This is a genomic window from Arthrobacter sp. StoSoilA2 (assembly GCF_019977195.1).
Taxonomy (GTDB): domain Bacteria; phylum Actinomycetota; class Actinomycetes; order Actinomycetales; family Micrococcaceae; genus Arthrobacter.
This window is the reverse complement of record NZ_AP024643.1, coordinates 565,035-581,388: the sequence shown is the minus strand read 5'-3', so window position 1 is coordinate 581,388 and position 16,354 is coordinate 565,035. Positions and strand designations below refer to the sequence as shown.

Annotated in this window: 16 protein-coding genes; 7 read left to right on the top strand and 9 right to left on the bottom strand. The window is 62.5% G+C overall.

Annotated elements, in window-relative coordinates; translation table 11 throughout:
• Window positions 1-65: 65 nt before the first annotated feature.
• On the bottom strand, window positions 66-932 hold the full coding sequence (locus LDN82_RS02820) for an ABC transporter substrate-binding protein (RefSeq protein WP_224166297.1): 867 nt from the start codon (window positions 930-932) through the stop codon (window positions 66-68).
• 181 nt (window positions 933-1,113) lie between these two features.
• Here LDN82_RS02820 and LDN82_RS02815 point away from each other — a divergent pair, with 181 nt between their 5' ends.
• Together LDN82_RS02815 and LDN82_RS02810 are read left to right on the top strand one after the other, a co-directional pair.
• Entirely contained in the window at window positions 1,114-2,211 is a 1,098-nt protein-coding gene (locus tag LDN82_RS02815) for a LacI family DNA-binding transcriptional regulator (protein ID WP_224166296.1), read from the top strand.
• Between the two features lie 68 nt (window positions 2,212-2,279).
• Complete coding sequence (locus LDN82_RS02810; protein ID WP_224166295.1) at window positions 2,280-2,738, top strand: hypothetical protein; 459 nt, start codon at window positions 2,280-2,282, stop codon at window positions 2,736-2,738.
• Window positions 2,739-2,857: 119 nt separating this feature from the next.
• On the opposite strand, the gene LDN82_RS02805 is transcribed toward LDN82_RS02810, so the two are convergent.
• From LDN82_RS02805 to LDN82_RS02780, 6 genes are all read right to left on the bottom strand, one after another.
• Entirely contained in the window at window positions 2,858-3,235 is a 378-nt protein-coding gene (locus tag LDN82_RS02805; protein WP_224166294.1) for a hypothetical protein, read from the bottom strand.
• Window positions 3,236-3,266: 31 nt separating this feature from the next.
• On the bottom strand, window positions 3,267-3,815 hold the full coding sequence (locus LDN82_RS02800) for an SRPBCC family protein (RefSeq protein ID WP_224166293.1): 549 nt from the start codon (window positions 3,813-3,815) through the stop codon (window positions 3,267-3,269).
• A gap of 88 nt (window positions 3,816-3,903) precedes the next feature.
• The gene (locus tag LDN82_RS02795; RefSeq protein ID WP_224166292.1) at window positions 3,904-5,553 is read right to left on the bottom strand and encodes a LuxR family transcriptional regulator; all 1,650 of its coding nucleotides are present in this window, start codon (window positions 5,551-5,553) and stop codon (window positions 3,904-3,906) included.
• A gap of 67 nt (window positions 5,554-5,620) precedes the next feature.
• Entirely contained in the window at window positions 5,621-6,745 is a 1,125-nt protein-coding gene (locus tag LDN82_RS02790; protein WP_224166291.1) for a phosphatase domain-containing protein, read from the bottom strand.
• A 30-nt stretch (window positions 6,746-6,775) separates the two neighbouring features.
• Entirely contained in the window at window positions 6,776-7,069 is a 294-nt protein-coding gene (locus LDN82_RS02785; RefSeq protein WP_224094090.1) for a putative quinol monooxygenase, read from the bottom strand.
• Window positions 7,070-7,102: 33 nt separating this feature from the next.
• On the bottom strand, window positions 7,103-8,101 hold the full coding sequence (locus LDN82_RS02780; protein WP_224166290.1) for a LacI family DNA-binding transcriptional regulator: 999 nt from the start codon (window positions 8,099-8,101) through the stop codon (window positions 7,103-7,105).
• A gap of 177 nt (window positions 8,102-8,278) precedes the next feature.
• On the opposite strand from LDN82_RS02780, the gene LDN82_RS02775 reads away from it, so the two are divergent.
• From LDN82_RS02775 to LDN82_RS02755, 5 genes are all read left to right on the top strand, one after another.
• Entirely contained in the window at window positions 8,279-9,391 is a 1,113-nt protein-coding gene (locus LDN82_RS02775) for a substrate-binding domain-containing protein (protein ID WP_224094087.1), read from the top strand.
• 18 nt (window positions 9,392-9,409) lie between these two features.
• Entirely contained in the window at window positions 9,410-10,456 is a 1,047-nt protein-coding gene (locus LDN82_RS02770; protein WP_224166289.1) for an ABC transporter permease, read from the top strand.
• The gene (locus tag LDN82_RS02765; RefSeq protein ID WP_224166288.1) at window positions 10,453-11,247 is read left to right on the top strand and encodes an ATP-binding cassette domain-containing protein; all 795 of its coding nucleotides are present in this window, start codon (window positions 10,453-10,455) and stop codon (window positions 11,245-11,247) included. Before LDN82_RS02770 ends, LDN82_RS02765 begins: the two co-directional genes overlap by 4 nt.
• A 138-nt stretch (window positions 11,248-11,385) precedes the next feature.
• Window positions 11,386-12,345 carry a carbohydrate kinase gene (locus tag LDN82_RS02760; protein ID WP_224166287.1) on the top strand — a complete coding sequence of 320 codons (960 nt, stop codon included), beginning with the start codon at window positions 11,386-11,388 and terminating at the stop codon, window positions 12,343-12,345.
• 306 nt (window positions 12,346-12,651) lie between these two features.
• Complete coding sequence (locus tag LDN82_RS02755; RefSeq protein ID WP_224166286.1) at window positions 12,652-14,001, top strand: MFS transporter; 1,350 nt, start codon at window positions 12,652-12,654, stop codon at window positions 13,999-14,001.
• A 52-nt stretch (window positions 14,002-14,053) separates the two neighbouring features.
• Here LDN82_RS02755 and LDN82_RS02750 read toward each other — a convergent pair whose 3' ends face one another.
• Entirely contained in the window at window positions 14,054-15,514 is a 1,461-nt protein-coding gene (locus LDN82_RS02750) for an NAD-dependent succinate-semialdehyde dehydrogenase (RefSeq protein WP_224166285.1), read from the bottom strand.
• Window positions 15,515-15,587: 73 nt separating this feature from the next.
• A complete protein-coding gene (locus LDN82_RS02745) occupies window positions 15,588-16,331 on the bottom strand; it encodes an SDR family NAD(P)-dependent oxidoreductase (RefSeq protein WP_224166284.1) in 744 nt (247 codons plus the stop codon).
• Window positions 16,332-16,354 lie beyond the last annotated feature (23 nt).

Here is a 16,354-nt window from a genome sequence, read left to right as displayed (position 1 = left end):
TTCGGATTGCCGGGCGGGCTATGGGGTTTGGCCCGCCCGGCAATGTTGGTGGGTTTCCGGTTGCGTTACTTTGCAGCCGTTGGTGACGGGCTGGAGGTCTGCTCGGCCTTGGGCAGGTACTGCTCGGGCATCGGCGAGCCCGGGAACCACTTCTGGTAGAGCTTCTTCCAGGTGCCGTCTTCCATGGCCGCGGCAAGACCCTTGTTCAGGGCTTCCTTGAAGGCGGGCTTGTTCTTGGCAATGGCAAAGCCTGCCGGGGCGTCGAAGGACGGGATGTCAGCTGCACTGACCAGTCCGAACTGCTCCTGGTACGCCTTGGCTGCCTCGTAGTCCAGGAAGTGGGCGTCCACTGCGCCGCTGTTGACGGCGGAGATTGCGGTGTTGTTGTCGGGGAAGCGAACCAGCTGGGCGGAGGTAAAGTTCTTGACCGCGTAGGCTTCCTGGAGCGTGCCCTGGACGACGCCCAGGCGCTTGCCGGACAGGCCGTTGACGTCCTTGATACCTGACGTCTTGGTGGTGATGACCGTCAGGTAGCCGGCCAGGTAGCCGTCGGAGAAGTCAACGGTTTCCTTGCGCTTGTCCGTGATGCCAATGGCCGCGACGCCGACGTCGAACTGGCCATTGGCTACTGCTGCGAGCAGGCCGGAGAAGTCCTGTCCGGTGAAGACAACCTTGTCCACGCCGGCACGGTGGGCCACGTCCTTGAAGAGCTCCACATCGAAGCCGGTGAAGTTGCCTGAGCTGTCCGTGAACGTGTAGGGCTTCGAGTCGCCCAGGCTCGCGACGCGGATGGTGCCGGGTTCGATCAGGCCGTAGGGGTTCTCAGCCGAGCTCGAGGTCCCGGCGGAGGATCCACCACAGCCGGAGAGGGCGAGGATGGCCGCCAAGGCTGCTGCTGCGAGCGCTGCCGGGCGGAAGTTCAGTTTGATCACAGCGTTATCCAATCGTGGGGAGGGCCAGCGGTGCTGTCTGGGCCGCTTTTGGGGTCTAACTCGATGCGAGGTCTTGTTGAGTCCGGTCTCAGCCCTTAGGATTGAGACCGGACTCACATCGATTGATTGAAAATGTAGCGGAAGTCACAAGCCGCGTCAACACCACTTCGGAAAGGTGAACATGAGTACTGACGGATCCCGACGGCGGGACGTGACAGTTGCCGACGTCGCCAAAGCCGCCCAAGTCTCCAAGGCCCAAGCCGCGCGCGCACTGGGCAACTATGGCGCCGTCAGCGAGGACGTTCGGGAACGGGTCCTCGCCGCAGCCGAGGCGCTTGGCTATCGCCCAAATGAGCTTGCGCGCAGCATGAACACGGGCAAATCCAACACCATTGGCGTAGTGGTGGGCGATATCGAAAACCCGCACTTCGGCCTGGCCACCAGAGGCATCACCGACACGGCGAAGAAGAGCGGTTACAACGTCATCCTCATCAACACCGACGAAGAACGGGCCGCCGAGGTGGACGCCGTCCAAGTGCTTCTGGACAAGCGGGTTGATGGGCTCATCGTTGCTCCCGCTTCATCAGTGGAAACCTCACATTTGAAGGAAGTCCGCGACTCTGGCCGGCCCTTGGTCCTGCTGGACCGCGCCGCCGAAGGACTCGACGTCGAGACCTTCGCCGTGGACATGGGCGCCATCTCCTACGAGTCCACCAAATACCTCATCGAAGCAGGCCACCGACGCATCGCGTTCGTCTCAACCGTTCGGACAGACGGGCCCTACGTGGCGGGGATGCCGCTGGATTCCTCGCAGATCTCGGACCGCCTTGAGGGAATCCGCCGCGCCTTCGAGGAGGAAGGCCTCGGCCAGCCGGTAGACCTGGTCCGGCTCAATGCCGGCGACGCGGACTCCATCATGCGAATCACCCGTGACCTGCTCCAGGGGCCGGATGCTGCCACTGCCATCATTGCCTCCGACGGCCTCATCGCCTTGAGCGTTGTGGAGGCCATCCAGGAATCGGGCCTCTCCATCCCCTCGGATGTGTCCCTCATCATGTACGACGATTTCGCTTGGACCCGTCTCACCACTCCCCCGCTCACAGTCATTGCGCAGCCCGTCTACGACATGGGAATGGCTGCCGCCACTGCGTTGATCCGGCAGATTGAGGGCAGAAAATCTTCCTCGCCCGCTGGACCGCCGTTGGAGGCGCGACTCGTGCGCCGCGGCTCAGTCGGTTCGCCGAAGGACGTCGGGGTGCTCAGCCAGACGGGCGGCTAGCCCCTGCCAAACCTCTTGCACGCCCAAGAGAAACGACCACACTGGAAGCATCAGGTGAGGAAGCTGACATGCCAAAAGTGGAAGTGGATCTGGATACCGTCGTCCCGCCGGGGAAGGTACGGGAGGCATTGCTGGACTTTAGCCCGCGTCGGCCGGAGATCTGGCCAGGTATTTACCCTCCCATGTACGAGGTTTACCAGGTGGGTGAGACCTTCGCGGACATCAGAGAAGGCAGCAAAGCCCCCGGTGGCGTGATCTGGGCCAAGGAACACTACGACTGGGCAAACCCCGACGAAGTGAAGTGGACGGTCCAGGAGAGTAATTTCTGCGCGCCGGGAAGCTACGTGAGCGCGCGAATCACACCCAATGACTCTGGCGGTTCACGCATTCACATCACGTGGAACCGCAGGCCCACCAGTTTGATGGGGCGAGTGGCCACCTTCATGATCGTCGTGACCCGGGGTGCGCCAGTGGCAAGCTCCCTGCGAATGGGCCTGAAGAAGTTGGAAGCGAAAGGCGCAACCTAGTCATGATCAAATCCGCAGAGAGCGTTGTCATAGCCCGCACACCGGAGGAGGTCTTCCAATATGTGGCGGACCTTCGCAACGAACCGAGCTGGCACGTTGACATTGCCAGCGTGCCCGGCCTAGCCAACTTCCGATTGCAGGTTCTGCTCGACGACGGCCAAGGTGCGGGCGAGTTCCTCAGTAGGACTGAACTCCACCAGAATGGTCCCTGGATCAAGCTCATCAGTGTGCCCGGGCGGCGTGTAGTACGCTTCGCCGGCTTCGACGATCTCGTCGCCATCAGGCAAGTGCATGGCGAGTCGGCCCTTGACCACGTATCCCCAGTGGTGGCTTTGGCACCGGTCATCCGGCAGCCCCTTGTAGAACGGCGTGAAGTCGCCTCCCTCTTCGAACGTTTCAAAGGCGATGGTGTATCCGTCGGCCTCCCGGTATCGGCCCTCGTAGCCGGTCATGCGCTCAACGCGGGCGCTCTGGTCATCAATCGATAGCTTTGCCATTTCCTTGCTCCTTCTTTGTGATAGCGCGGGTTCAGGCCCGCGCCGTGGTTTCTGCCGCAGCGATGAGCCGGCCCAATCCTTCCCTGCTTGCCCGCGCCCACTCACGCACAGCGAGTGACCTGAGAACAGGAAAACCAAACATGGCCAACAGACCCGGCAGCCCACTGGCCCGCACCAGCCGGCAGGTATAGGTGACGTCGCTCTGTTCCGCAGCCGCTTCAATTTCGTAACGGTGGACCAGGAGCCAAGCAGCCTTTGTCCCATGCTTTTTTGACTCCAGAGCGGACTCAGTGACCCGTTCAAACATCCAGGGCCGAAGCGCTTCCGTGACCACAGACGAATCCCTCATCCGGCAGATTCGGTCCTCAGCCGTGGAAGTAAACTCCGTTCCGGCGGTTGCCTGCCCAGGAGGGGCCTGCATGGACAGAAGCGTGGATGCCTCGGCCCCTCCCCAGATCATGTGATGGGGCAGATCAGCGAGGACGTCGAAAACGATGTCCGGCGGGACAGTGGCATGTTGATGGACTGTCACGGCGATTTCACGATCGAGGACGTTGCCTGCTGTTCGTTGCTGCTTCATTCCGCACCTCCCGTTGGCTTTTTGCGGATAGTCAAAGCATGCGGCGACGGCGGCAGGAAAGGATGGGGAGCATCCCCTATTTAAGGCCCTACTCTTTGGGGGATTGACGCAGGACGAATGCTGCCGCTTCGCCCCGGCTGCGCATTTGGAGCTTGGCGAGGATGCTGCTGACGTGGTGCTCGGCGGTCTTCGCGCTGATGAACAGGCGATCAGCGATCTCGCTGTTGGTCAGGGCCTCGGCAAGTAAGCTGAGCACTTCGCGTTCGCGCCGCGATAACAAACCCAGCGCCTTCGGCCCCGTGCGGGCGGGGCCGCCAAGGGCGCGAAGAAGCGCTGCTGCCTTGTCTGCCATGCCGCCGGCACCCGCGTCGTCGAACGCCGCGAGTGCCGCTCCCGCCTCGTGAACAGCCACTTCAGGGTCCGTCTCACGCAGGGCTCCGGCCAGCGATAGATGGGCGCTCGCGGCCTCAAGGGGCATGTTGAGCTCAGCAAAAATCGAAATTGCTGCGTCCAGCCGTTCACGTGCCGAGGCCACGTCCCCCAGGGCAGCTGCAACGCGACCAGCGGCGAGATGCGATGCCGCAAGTGACCGGGGCCATTGCGTCCGGGCTGCGACTTCATCAAGACGTTCGGCTGTCGCTCGGGCTTGGCCGACGTCACCTTGTGTCAGCTGGACCTCGGTCAGCAACGCCAGTAGCGGCACCGTGAGCAGCCCACCTCCGACGTAGTGGATCCGGCGATGCAGCAGCGCTGCGGCAACTGCAGTGTCGCCCAGCGCAAGCCGGACTGCTGCCGTTGCGCGCAAGGCGTCCGGCCGATCCTCGAAGCCAGCGAGCAATCGGCTTGCCTCCTCCACCCGGCCCTGCAGGAGTCGCAGTTCCGCCAGCTTGGCAGCGGGGTGCACACAACGTGCACGATGACCGCCTTGGTCCAATTCATGCAGCGTCCTGGTGAGCCAGCCCTCGGCGCTCGCAATGTCACCGGCGGCAAGGAATATCTCCGCGCAACACGTACCGCAGAATTCCAGCAAGGCCGGATGGCCTGTACTTTGCATGAAGCGCAGGACGGTCTTATTCCACTGGCTGAGTCGAGATGTATCGCAGGCTTCTTCGCTGGCGCGCGTCACAATGCAGCACACGTCGCCGAAGATCATCTGATCGTGAACTTCCCCGGCGGTTGCCACGACCATGGCCTCATCAACCAGCGTCATGCCTTCCAGCACGTTCCCGGAGGCTATCGTCCCAAGGCCCTGGAGGGCGAGGGCCACGGCCTCAAGGTCCGGGTCATTCCACTTGCGCGCCAACTCAAGCGCAATCCTGGCATCATCACCCGCAGAGGCTGGGTCGGCCCGTAGCAAACCGCGCGTCAGCGCCATCCAGCCCCGTTCGGCGCCTTCCGGCAAGCGGAACGCAAGGCCCTCCGCCCGTGCCAGCCAACCCCGGCTGACCGCCTCGCTACCCAAGGCATCCGCGTATTCGCGGGCTAACCACAGAGCCGTACGAAATGCCGGAGAGTCCTGGCCCAGCCGACGAAAACCGGCGTAAGCAGCTGTGCGCTCCGCAATGGAGCGATCAACGTCGCGAAGCCACCACAGCGCGCGTCCCAAACCATCGTGCGCTGCAGGATCATCCTGGATCGCCAGCACGGACTCGAAAGCCTCTGCCGCTGCATTCCAGTCGGAAGCAGCGAGGAAGTGATCACCCGCAGCCAGGCCTTCAGACACCGAGGCATTGACCATGTGTTCATTCTGCTCTTGGTGGTGGCCGCACCAACAGCCCTGCGGGGTCCCGGCCCGCAGCCGCCGTTCAGTCGCCCTGCTCCGGCTCGTCCGCTGAGCGCACGCTGCTATGGATGATGCCAAGTTCCTCCAGCTGCGCGGACATCCCTGCACCGTCCGGAGCATAGATCCAAGGGATTCCCGGCGTAGGTTGTCCCCCGGACTTCGACCTGCCGCCGGCGAGCACCGCCTCACCTACTGAGAGCTGCCGGATGGCGATTGCCCTGACGTTCTGCGGGTGGTGATGTGCAAACTCGGAATAGATGGCTTCGTCGTGCTGTCCGTCGTCGCCTACAAGCAGCCACTTGATGTGGGGGAACTCCTCTGCGAGGCGTTCCAGGGATGTGCGCTTGTGCTCCCTGCCGCTGCGAAACCAGCGGTCCGGGGTAGGTCCCCAGTCGGTCAAGAGCTTCGGCCCTGCAGGGTAGAGATTGCGGGACAGGAACCGTGACAACGTGGGCGCCACATTCCAGGCCCCGGTGGACAGGTACAGCACCGGGGCCGTCGGCGCCGTCCTGGCGATCCTCTCGTAGAGGACGGCCATTCCCGGCGTTGGTGTCCTCGCATGCTCATTGAGCACGAAAGTATTCCAGGCTGCCAGGAAGGGCCGGGGAAGGGCTGTCACCATCACGGTGTCGTCAATATCGGAGACCACACCGAAGTCTGCGTCATCCGCCACGATTTCCACCGGAGCCTCAACGATTCCGGAACTCCCCGATTGCAGGGTGATCGTGTGCCAGCCAGGATCCAGTGCTGCCTCAATGCGGACATCGACGACGCCTCCACGATCGGCTTCGACGTCGTGGACGGTGCCGGCAATCGTTACCTGTACGGAGGCGTGTGCAACGGGTGCACTGATGAAGTTCCGCCAGCCGCGCATGCTCTCCTGCAAGGGGTTGGCATGGCCGGCGGCGTCCCGGGGGTCACTACGGACAACCCGTGCCAGCACGCGGACCCAGGAAGTTGTGCCGTATCCGGTGTACGGGATGACCGTTTCCACCCGACCCCGCCGGATGGCGAGGCGCGTCTGGAACCTCAGCCACGCGTCGTCGAGCCTGACCGCGAGATGACGGCCCTTGTCGATTCCGGGCGAAAGGGGCTGGGCGTCGTCGCTCGTGGACAAAATGCGCGGTTTCTCAGGACGGCGAAACATGCGTCCAGTCTGGCATGCCCGGGCGGAAGGCTACGATACGGCGTTGAGCCAAGTAAGGACGGAGCCGTCGCCTTCAATATGTTCGGCCAGTTCGGCGTTGAATTTTCGGCCGTATTCTGCGGTGATGTGTTCCTGGAAGGCTTCCTCGTCGCGGTAGACCTCGAACACGAAATATTCCCGCGGATTGGTTTCGCGCGTGTAGGGCAGGAACGTGACGTTGCCCGGTTCTTGCCGGACGTGCCCTGCGAGTTCTGTCATCATTTCAGCGACCCTGTTTTCGCTGCCTTCCTTGACGGTGAATTCCGCGTACAAGGTTTTCGTCATGTCCGGTCCTTTGGTCGATTGAATGGTTGTTGGTTAGTTCGGAGGCAATATTTCGCCCGAACCCCTGGGAATGAGTTCCGTCGGGACGACATACGTCTGCGGCGGGCGGCTGTCGCCGTCGATCCTTGCAAGGATCCGCTCGGCAGCGAGCTTTCCGATCCGTTCAGGGTGCTGGGCAATGACGGTGACTCCGGGCTCCATCATGTCGGCCAGGGTGAAGTCGTCAAATCCGACCAAGGCGACCTGATGCTGCATACCGAGGGTTTTCAGTGCCCGCATGGCACCGAAAGTCACAAGGTTCTGACTGGAGAATATCGCCGTGGGAGGGTTCTCTGAGGTGAGCAGTTCCTGTGCAGCCCGGAGGGCCGTTTCCTCGTCGTGAAGATTCTCGCGGACCGCAACCGTGGAGGTCGCAATGCCGGAGCTGCCGATCTCGTTCAGGAACCCTGTCCGCCGTTTCGCGGCGGTCTGGATATCGGTGCGGTCCCCAAGATAGGCCAACTTGGTGTGGCCATGCTGGATGAGATGTGCAGCAGCCGTCGCCGCGCCCACTTCGTTATCCGTGACTACTGCATCCGCCTCGATACCCACGGGCTCGCGGTCGATGAACACCAACGGCAGGTCCCGGGAGTGTTCGGGGATCATGTACGCCTGGCTCTTGGCGATGGTAGTGAGAACAAGTCCATCCACCCGACGCCCCAGGAAAGCCGAAATCAGCTTCCGTTCGCGATTCGGATCGTCATCCAGGCTGGAGGCGAAGACTGCGATCCCCCGCTCTCCAAGGGCATCTTCCATGGCGCGGTGGATCTCGCCGCTGAAGGGGTTGGACACGCTCGGAAGCAACAATCCGATGGATTGGGTCTTGCGGCCGGATCGCTTCAGGCTGCCGGCGGTGATGTCCAGGTGGTATTGAAGTTGCTCCGTTGCCCGCAGGACCCGCTGGCGGGTTTCCTCCGAAACGCCTGGTTCGTCGTTGACCACCCTTGAGACCGTCTTGATGCCTACCCCGGCAAGGTCAGCGACGTTTTTCATCGTGGGCGGCCTGCGCGCAGGATCGGATTGGTAACGATTAGACACCGTTGTCAAAGAAACACTCCTCAACTTCAATTAACACTTGACTGCATTGTGTGAGCTTGGTTACATGTTAGCTGACAACGTTGTCATGGGGGAATCACTCGCCATGAGCAGCCACAAAAAACAGGAGTTTCAATGTTGAGTTCCAAAGCTTCGAGGTCGGCAAAGACCCGCCTTCTTGCCGCTGGTGCAGTACTGACGCTGGGCGCGCTAAGCCTGACTGCCTGCGGCGGCGGCTCCTCGCCTTCGTCCAGCGCGGGCAGCAATGAAAAGATCGGCGTTTCGCTGATCGTGAAGACCACGTCCAATCCGTTCTTTGTGTCGATGCAGGATGGCGCCAAGAAGGCTGCCGAAGCTGACGGCGTTGATCTGAAGCTTGCTGCAGGCAAGGCCGATGGTGACGAGGACACCCAGATCCAGGCCATCGAAAACGCGATCTCCAAGGGCGATAAGGGAATTCTCATCACCCCCAACGGCCCGTCCGTGGTGGATGCCTTGAAGAAGGCCAAGGACGCAGGCTTGTTCGTCATTGCCTTGGATACCCCGCCGGACCCTGCCGACGCCGCTGACATCACGTTTGCCACGGACAACTTCGCCGCTGGTGAGCTGATCGGCAAGTGGACGGCCCAGCAGCTGGCGGGCAAGAAAGCTGTGATCGCACTTGTGGACCTCTTCGATGACAAGGTTGTGTCCGTTGACTATAACCGTGACCAGGGCTTCCTGACCGGCATGGGCATCGACACCGCCGACAAGAAGAAGAACGGCGACGAAGCCAAAACGGGCAAGTACACCGGCGGCAAGGGCGGCGAGTACGAAATCGTCGGCAGTCAGGCTTCCCAGGGCGCCGAAGACGGCGGACGTACTGCCATGGAAACCCTGCTGGCCAAGAACCCCAACATCAACGTCGTCTACACGATCAACGAGCCTGCAGCTGCCGGTGCCTTCGAAGCACTGAAATCCGCGGGCAAGGAAAAAGACGCCCTGATCGTCTCCGTTGACGGCGGCTGCTCAGGCGTGAACAACGTCAAGTCCGGCGTCATCGGCGCCACGGCACAGCAGTACCCGGTGAAGATGGCCGAGCTTGGCGTCAAGGCCATTGTCGACCTCGCGAAGACCGGCAAGAAGCCCGCCAACTCCGAAGGCCTGGACTTCTTCAACACCGGAGTGGAGCTCGTCACGGACAAGCCCGTGGACGGCGTGAAGAGCATCACCACCACCGACGCTTCCCAGATCTGCTGGGGCAAGTAAGTTCAGGAGCAAGCTAAAGTGACCCAGCAACAGACCGCCGGCCCCCCGAGCGCCGGGCACGCTGACCTGGCCGAGGAATTCCTTGACCGCCAAACGCCGCTCAGCAGAATCCGCAACATCCTCCACCGCTACCCCGCCCTCAGTCCGGCCATTGTCCTGCTGATCGCGGTGGTGGTCTTCGGACTCCTCAACGACCGCTTCCTGCGGGTGGAAAACCTTTCCCTGATCACCCAGCAGGTCGCCGTCGTCGGAACCCTGGCCATCGCCCAGACCCTCATCATCCTGACCGCCGGAATCGACCTTTCCGTCGGCGCGGTCATGATCCTGTCCTCGATGGTGATCGCGCAGATGGCCGTCGGCAGCGGTGTCCCAGGTCCCCTGGCCCTCATCGCCGGGTTGATCGTGGGACTTGGTGCAGGCGCCCTGAACGGTTTCCTCGTGACACGATTCCGGCTCCCGCCGTTCATCGTCACGCTGGGAACCCTGAACATCTTCATCGCCCTGACCCTGCTCTACTCCGGCGGCAGCACCGTCCGCGGATCCGCCATGCCCGGCGTACTCACCTGGCTGGGAAGCACCTTCCCGATCGGGCCAGTCCGCATCTCCACCGGCGTCGTCATGATGCTCCTGCTCTACATCGCCGTCGCCTTCATCCTGGGCAAAACCGCCTGGGGACGGCACGTCTACGCCGTAGGCGATGACAAGGAAGCAGCCCGTCTGGCCGGTATTCCCGTCAACCGCGTCCTCATGAGCGTCTACCTTGCCGCGGGCGCAGTCCTTGCCGTCGGCGCATGGATCCAGATCGGCCGTACCAACGCCGCAAGCCCCAACGCCGGCGTCGACCTGAACCTTGACTCCATCACCGCCGTCGTAATTGGCGGAACCAGCCTCTTCGGTGGCCGCGGCTCCATCTGGGGTTCGCTGCTCGGGGCGCTGATCGTCGGCGTCTTCCGCAACGGACTCTCCCTGGCCGGCCTGGATGTCCTCTACCAGACCCTCGCGGTGGGCATCCTGATCATCATTGCCGTGTCCGTCGATCAGTGGATCCGAAAGGTCAAGTCATGACCATGACTGAATTTGCAGCCTCACAGACCGAAACCCGCGAGCCCATCCTTAAAGCCAGGAACCTCGTGAAGACCTTCGGCCGGGTGGTTGGCCTCGACGGCGTGAACCTTGACCTCTACCCCGGCGAAGTCCTGGCCATCATCGGCGACAACGGTGCCGGCAAGTCCACGCTCATCAAATGCCTCACCGGCGCCGAAGTTCCGGACACAGGAGAAATCTTCGTATCCGGTCAGCAGGTGCACTTCAAACGGCCACAGGACGCCCGGCTCCACGGCATTGAAACCGTCTACCAAAACCTGGCCGTCTCGCCGGCCCTGGATGTCGCCTCGAACCTGTTCCTCGGCCGTGAAGAACGCCTTCCCGGGCCCCTGGGAAGCCTGTTCCGGATCCTCGACACCAAGGGCATGCGCAGGAAGGCCAAGGAAGAACTCACCCGGCTGGGCATTTCCACCCTGCAGGACGTCACCGTGCCGGTGGAGAACCTTTCCGGCGGCCAGCGCCAGGCAGTCGCCGTCGCCCGCGCCGCGGCCTTCGGATCCAAGGTGGTCGTCCTTGACGAACCGACGGCGGCACTGGGGGTTCGTGAATCCAACCAGGTACTGCAGCTGGTCCGCGACCTCCGTGACCGTGGCCTGCCTGTGATCCTGATCAGCCACAACATGCCCCACGTGTTTGATGTCGCCGACCGCATCCACATCCAGCGCCTGGGCAAATGCGCGGCCACCATCACCCCGCAATCCCACACCATGACCGACGCCGTCGCCATCATGACAGGTGCGGCCAAAGCCTGACGGGCACCGCCCACCTTCCGTTCCAGCACCGCACAATCCGCTCCAGCGGAACCCCCTTCTCCGTCCGCGGACCTGCCCACAGGTCCGCGGACGGATCCACACCCGGCCAGCCAGCCGGTACCGACGAAAGAACCCGAGATGCACAAGCCTCCCCCCGGCCCCTCCGCCCAAGACCAGCTGGATGTTGTTGTGATCGGCGAAGCCCTGATCGACATCGTTAATACCCCGGAAGGAACCATCAGCTATCCAGGAGGATCCCCGGCGAATGTCGCCTATGGCCTCGGCCGGCTCGGCGTATCCACGGGGTTGCTCACAGCAATCGGCGAGGACGACCACGGGAACGCCATCACCAACCACCTCCAGAGCGCAGGCGTCCGGCTCCTTCCGGGTTCAACGTCCCTTGAACGCACAGCCACCGCTACTGCCACGTTGGCCGCAGATGGCTCGGCCAGCTACGAGTTCGATATCGCCTGGGAGCTGGCTCCAGTGGCGCCCGCCATGATCCCGAAAGTCCTTCACACGGGATCCATCGCAACGTTCCTGACCCCGGGAGCCTCCGCCGTCCGCTCCCTTCTTGAGCAAGGACACAAGTCGTGCCTTGTCACGTATGACCCCAATATCCGCCCTGCCCTGCTTGGTAGCCATGCTGAAGCGAAGAGAGTCTTCGAGGACCTGCTCCCGCTTACGGACGTCGTAAAGCTCAGCGACGAAGATGCCCACTGGCTCTACCCAACGTCGTCTCCGGACGAGGTCACGTCCCGCCTGCTCGCACATGGTGCGCGCCTTGCCGTCATCACCCTCGGCGCTGACGGCGCCCTCCTCGCCACGGAGAATGCGAAGCTCAGCATCCCTTCCGTGAAAACCGAGGTTGCCGACACCATCGGCGCCGGCGACTCCTATATGTCCGCACTCATCTTCGGCCTTTTGGCAGAGGGCGAAGAGGGATTTGCGCCGGGAGCACTGGAAACCATCGGAAGAACTGCCTCGATGGCCGCAGCAATCACGGTCAGCCGCTCCGGAGCCAACCCACCCACCGTTTCGGAACTGCAGGCACGGCTGGACATGTCATCCAGCGCAAGACTTCCTGTTTCGCGGTAACCACGGTCATTCTCCCGATGGCCTGACTCTTCGATCAAACGGCTGAGTCACGACGGCGGCTGGTCGCCCTTTCGGTTCCGAGGAACCAGCGGTTCCCTGGGAACCGTGGCGACCTGCCGCCGTCGTGCGTTTCCCCTCACAGGGACCTTTGACGTATCGCAGGTCACATCGTATGATTAATGAATCGATTCAAGACTCAAGTCGATCCACATGTAACCTTCACCATGCTGAATGAGCACCGCATTGTTCAGTCCTGGATTGGAAGAGTTTTTGTTCCTTGCCAACGACGACAAAGGAGTTCAGCGAATGACCGTCACGCACCGGAGGGATACCCCTTCCACCCAGGACGAGGCCATCGGCCGGAAGGACCCGAAGAAAGCCGCAATGAGCGGCTGGATCGGAAGCGCGCTGGAGTACTACGACTTCGCGCTCTATTCCCTGGCCGCGACGCTGCTTTTCCCAACGATCTTCTTCCCCACGGAGAACCCCACCGTAGGCATCATCGCTTCCCTGGCCACCTATGCCGTGGGATACGTCTCCCGCCCGCTTGGCGCAGTAGTCCTGGGTGCTTACGGTGACAGGCATGGGCGCAAGAAGGTCCTGGTCTTTGCAATGCTGCTCATGGGGTTCGCTACTTTCGCGGTAGGACTCCTGCCAACCTACGGCCAGGTGGGGCTTCTGGCGCCCGTCCTCCTGGTAATCCTGCGCTTGATCCAGGGCTTCGCCGTTGCTGGCGAACTCGGCGGTGCCAGCGCGATGATCGTAGAGCACTCCCCCGATGCCAGGCGCGGCTTCTTCGCGAGCTTCAGCCTTCAGGGCACGCAGGTGGGATCCATCCTCGCCACGGCTGTCCTCATTCCGCTCGCCGCCCTGTTGCCGGATGACCAGTTCCATTCCTGGGGCTGGCGGCTGCCCTTCCTCCTCAGCGCCGTCGTGATTTTGGCCGGCTACATTATCCGCCGCCGCGTGCAGGAGCCGCCTGCATACCTGGCGCAGTCGGAAGAGCCCGGCACCAAACGCCGGTTCCCCCTCGCAGACCTCCTGCGCACCCACCCGTGGGTCCTGGTCCGCTGCGTTGCAATGACGTTCACGAACGTCATCGGCATGGCCACCCTGATCTTCGGCGTATCGTTCGCCACCCAGAAGAGCTATGGCAACGGCTTCTCAAGCAGCGAATTCCTCTGGGTAACCATGGCAGCAAACGTGGCCGCAGTGCTGACTATCCCTTTGTTCGGGGCACTGTCGGACCGGATTGGCCGGCGGACACTCATGGTTGCAGGCGGCATAGCCGGTGGCTTGCTGACCATGGTGTACCTGTGGGCGATCGAACAGGGTAGCCTGCCGCTGATCTTCGTCTGCGTTGTCATCGTTCAGGGCATCCTGTTCCAGATGTGGAACGCCACCTTCGCCACGTTCTTCCAGGAGCAGTTCCCCATGCGGATGCGGGTGACAGGCTTCGCAGTCTCGCAAAACATCGGCCTCATGATCGCCTCGTTCTTCCCCAGCCTGTTCACTGCCATGGCTCCTCCCGGATCAGCGAACATCCCCATGGTCATCGGCCTGACCACTCTGGGCATCTGCCTCGTCTCGGCGCTGGCCACCCTGTTGTCTTCGGACACCAAGGGAAAGACTCTTGAGGACCTTGAGGCCCGCTAGCCTTGGCTTCGCCGGAAGCAGGGTTTCTCCGCCCAACGCGGCCCGGATCAGGTCAGAGTTGGATGCCGGTGTATTTGGTTTCCTGGTAGGCCTCAAGGCCTTCAATGCCCCCTTCACGGCCGAGGCCTGATTGTTTGGTCCCGCCGAACGGTGCGGCCGGGTTGCTGATGAGCCCACGGTTGATGCCTGTCATGCCGGCATCAATCGTGTCCGCAACGCGCAGTGCCCTGGTCAGGTCCTGGGTGAAGATGTACGAAGCCAGGCCGTAGGGAGTGGCATTCGCTTTCACGACGGCTTCTTCTTCGGTGTCGAAGGTGTAGATCGCTGCGACGGGGCCGAAGATTTCTTCTTCCCTGATGCTGGCGTCGGCGGGAATGTTGGTTAGGACGGTGGGCCGGTAGTAGTAGCCAGGGCCGTCGATGATCTGGCCCCCAGTGAGGCAGGTTGCGCCCTTGGCGAGGGCGTCCACGACGAGATTGTGGACGGCGGCGCGTTGCTTGTGATCGATCAGTGGCCCTAGACCGGTGCCGGGTTCGTGGCCGTTGCCGACCTTGACGGCGGCGAGGCGCTCCGTGAAGCCTTTGGTGAACTTGGGAGCGATGCCGGCCTGGACATAGATCCGGTTGGCTGCGACGCAGGACTGACCACCGTTGCGGAGCTTGGCGAGGTAGGCCCCTTCGATCGCAGTATCGAGGTCCGCGTCGTCGAAAACGATCAGTGGTGCGTTCCCGCCAAGTTCCATGGAGGTGTTCACGACGTTCTGCGCGGCTTGGGCCAGGAGTACCCGGCCGACTTCGGTGGAGCCGGTGAAGGAGATTTTTCGGATCCGTTCGTCATTCATGATGGCGCTGATCAGATCGCGGGAGTTGCTCGTCACGACGACGTTCACCACACCGGCGGGCACACCTGCTTCCTGGAGGACTTGAGCAAGCAGCAGGGAGGTAAGCGGGGTTTGGGCGGCAGGCTTGAGGATGGTGGTGCAGCCAGCGGCCAAGGCCGGGGCGATCTTGCGGGCGCCCATGGCCAGTGGGAAGTTCCACGGGGTGATCAGCAGGGAGGGGCCGACCGGGCGTTTGGACACTGCCATGTGGTAGTTGGAGCCAGGTTCGACGCCGAACTGGCCTTCGGTGTGGATCCGTCCGGCGGATTCTGCGAACCAATGGAAGAACCCTGCGCCGTAGTCTACTTCGGCTTGGGCTTCGGCCCAGGGCTTGCCCATCTCGTCCACGATCAAGCGGGCGAAATCGTCGCGGCGGGCGACTATGCCCTGATACGTGCGGGCGAGGATGTCGGCACGGTCCCTTGCCGGTGTTGCTGCCCAAGCATCCTGGGCAGCGCAGGCGGCATCCAGTGCCAACGCACCGTCTTGGATAGAGCCGTCGGAAACGTGCGCCACCGTTTCGCCGGTGGCGGGGTTGATGACCGGCAGCGTGGCTCCTGTGCCGGATGATATCCATTCCCCGCCGATTAGCAGCCGGGTTTCAATGAGGTTCAGAGTCGTTCCAGTACTCATGGGCATTGCTCCACTTTCAGACGTTGTTGGGAAGGGGCGCAGGGCCCGACTGATGCCGGGCCCTGCGGGGGGCCTAGAAGGCGGTGTATCCGCCGTCTACCGGGAGCGTCGCTCCGGTGATGTAGGACGCTTCCTTGGATGCGAGGAAGAGGATGGCGTCGGCGATCTCCTCGGGGGTGGAGAGGCGTTGGAGCGGAATTTGGCCCTCGCGCTGGCGGCGATAGGCCTCGGGGTCGGGCCTGCGCTGGATTGATGCTTCGATGACCGGAGTAATGGTTAGCCCCGGAGCGACAACGTTGACGCGGATGTTCCGTGGAGCCCACTCGATCGCGGCGCCCTTGGCGAGCATGATCAGGCCGCCCTTGGCCGCGGAGTACAGGACCTGGCCAGGCATTCCGACCATGCCCAGCCGTGAACTGACCAAGACGAAGGAGCCTCCCGCCGCGGGCATCAGTGGTGCGAAGTGCTTCATTACCAGGAAGGCGCTGAGCAGGTTGCTGTGGAGCACATTCTTCGCATCGTCATGGTCCATCTCCGTCAGCGGGCCGGTGACTTGCAAGCCGTGGTTAATGACGACGACGTCGACCGTGCCGAACGCTTCGGCGGCCTGCCGGGCGAGCCTTTCGACAAAGGCTTCGTCGTTAAGGTCCCCCGGGACGTACAGGTCATCGGTGTGCGCGGTATCGAGGTGCTCCCTGCGGCCGGTGAGCAGCAGGCGGGCACCTTCGCGACGGAAGTGCGAACTCACCGCCTCACCGATTCCACTGCTGGCTCCTGTCACCACGGCAGTGGTTTTGTCTAATCTCAAGTCAGTCACTCCATCGTGAGGTTGATTGTTCG

Excerpts from the sequence above, each read along its gene's own strand:
- LDN82_RS02815 (WP_224166296.1), top strand. The coding sequence starts at position 1,114 with ATGAGTACTGACGGATCCCGACGGCGGGACGTGACAGTTGCCGACGTC.
- LDN82_RS02810 (WP_224166295.1), top strand. The coding sequence starts at position 2,280 with ATGCCAAAAGTGGAAGTGGATCTGGATACCGTCGTCCCGCCGGGGAAG.
- LDN82_RS02805 (WP_224166294.1), bottom strand. The coding sequence starts at position 3,235 with ATGGCAAAGCTATCGATTGATGACCAGAGCGCCCGCGTTGAGCGCATG.
- LDN82_RS02800 (WP_224166293.1), bottom strand. The coding sequence starts at position 3,815 with ATGAAGCAGCAACGAACAGCAGGCAACGTCCTCGATCGTGAAATCGCC.
- LDN82_RS02795 (WP_224166292.1), bottom strand. The coding sequence starts at position 5,553 with ATGGTCAATGCCTCGGTGTCTGAAGGCCTGGCTGCGGGTGATCACTTC.
- LDN82_RS02790 (WP_224166291.1), bottom strand. The coding sequence starts at position 6,745 with ATGTTTCGCCGTCCTGAGAAACCGCGCATTTTGTCCACGAGCGACGAC.
- LDN82_RS02785 (WP_224094090.1), bottom strand. The coding sequence starts at position 7,069 with ATGACGAAAACCTTGTACGCGGAATTCACCGTCAAGGAAGGCAGCGAA.
- LDN82_RS02780 (WP_224166290.1), bottom strand. The coding sequence starts at position 8,101 with ATGAAAAACGTCGCTGACCTTGCCGGGGTAGGCATCAAGACGGTCTCA.
- LDN82_RS02775 (WP_224094087.1), top strand. The coding sequence starts at position 8,279 with ATGTTGAGTTCCAAAGCTTCGAGGTCGGCAAAGACCCGCCTTCTTGCC.
- LDN82_RS02765 (WP_224166288.1), top strand. The coding sequence starts at position 10,453 with ATGACCATGACTGAATTTGCAGCCTCACAGACCGAAACCCGCGAGCCC.
- LDN82_RS02760 (WP_224166287.1), top strand. The coding sequence starts at position 11,386 with ATGCACAAGCCTCCCCCCGGCCCCTCCGCCCAAGACCAGCTGGATGTT.
- LDN82_RS02755 (WP_224166286.1), top strand. The coding sequence starts at position 12,652 with ATGACCGTCACGCACCGGAGGGATACCCCTTCCACCCAGGACGAGGCC.
- LDN82_RS02750 (WP_224166285.1), bottom strand. The coding sequence starts at position 15,514 with ATGAGTACTGGAACGACTCTGAACCTCATTGAAACCCGGCTGCTAATC.